1 pseudogene is annotated in these 1,657 nt (G+C 38.3%); it reads left to right on the top strand.

The features are described from left to right. Positions 1 to 82: 82 nt before the first annotated feature. Positions 83 to 1,439 (top strand): annotated as a pseudogene (locus L950_RS25220) (IS3 family transposase). Positions 1,440 to 1,657: the final 218 nt, after the last annotated feature.

Raw genomic sequence — 1,657 nt, 5'->3', positions numbered from 1 at the left:
TGTAAATCGTCAGCATAATTTGGACATAATTCAATAAAAACTAAGAGAGTGTTTTCCTGAAAAATTTTTAACTTTAATCATTATGGGAAGACCAAAAAAAACTACCCCCGAAAACTTTATCAAGGATGTACGTCGCAGTACACGAAGAATCTTCACTGCCGAGCAGAAAATTTTGATCGTTATGGAAGCGTTACGAGCGGAGAATTCTATTGCCGAGATCTGTCGTAAGCACAGTATTAACGAGTCTCAGTTCTATAAATGGAACAAGGAGTTTTTGGAGGCAGGAAAAAAGCGACTTGAAGGCGATGTTACCCGTGAGGCGACATCAGATGAAGTTGCCGAACTTCGAAAAGAAAACGCCAGACTTAAAGAAATGGTTGCCGATCTGGTTCTACGCTATGATATCGTAAAAAAAAGCTTGGATCTGCTGGATTAACTGATAAATACAAAAAGTATATGCGATTATCAGCGGGAGAAAAAATGGAGATTATCGAGCTGTTACCCGATCTGAGCTTGGCGTGAAGCGCACCTTAACTGAATTTGGTATTTCCAGAAGTACATTTTACAGCTGGTATGACCGGTACCTCAAAGACGGCTATGAGGGGCTAGAACTGAAAAACAGGGACTGCAAACAACAGTGGAACAGTATTCCAGAACAAGTTAAAGAATTTGTTGTAGAGGTTGCCCTGGATAAGGTTGATCTATCGGCCCGCGAGTTAGCACATCACATCACAGACGAGCACGAGATTTTCATTTCTGAATCTTCAGTTTATAGAATCCTTAAAAACAAAGGTCTGATAAGTGCTCCGACCCATATTTTGATCAGTGCATCCAATGAATTTAAGGATAAAACCGGTTTTGTGCATGAAATGTGGCAGACAGACTTTACCTATTTCAGAATAAAAGGCTGGGGTGATTATTATTTAAGTACCATCCTGGACGATTTCAGCCGCTACATCGTACATTGGGAGCTTTGTACATCCATGAAGCATGAGGATGTGATACGTAATGTGGACATGGCAATAGAAAAGGCAAAATTAAAAACAAAGGTTAAGCCTAAATTATTGTCAGACAATGGATCCTGTTACATCTCCAAGGAGCTGGGAAAGTACCTGAACGAAGAACTGGAAATGAAACAGGTGCATGGCAGACCAGCACATCCACAGACTCAAGGAAAAATTGAAAGGTATCACAGGACAATGAAGAATGTGGTCAAATTGAACAATTACTATTCACCAGAAGAGCTAAAAGAAGCCCTAGAAGAGTTTGTAAATAGATATAATAACGAACGCTATCATGAGTCTTTAAAAAACCTCACCCCGGCTGACGTATATTATGGTCGTGGAGACCTCATATTAAAACAAAGAGAAAGCCTAAAAAAACTGGCCATTAATAACAGAAAAACAGAATATTTAAAACAAAAATTAATAGATTTATAAAACTAAAACACTCCTTAAGCATTTGTCCAAATTAGTTTGAAGACATACAAACTTTAAAATATATAAAGATTGCGTCCGGGTATTAGAAAATAATCGCACACAGGCATTTTTTTGGTATCAATCTCGCTTTTTTTGGTATGAGCGGCTTCAGGGATAAGCTTTTGGCGTTCAATCTCCTTATTGCCTATGTAGGGTTTTATTTGGTTTAGTCTCAATTT

It is taken from the genome of Sphingobacterium sp. IITKGP-BTPF85, from assembly GCF_001006065.1.
In the GTDB taxonomy this organism is placed as follows: domain Bacteria; phylum Bacteroidota; class Bacteroidia; order Sphingobacteriales; family Sphingobacteriaceae; genus Sphingobacterium; species Sphingobacterium anhuiense.
The sequence above is the reverse complement of the archived record's forward strand: the minus strand, read 5'-3'. Positions and strand labels throughout refer to the sequence as shown.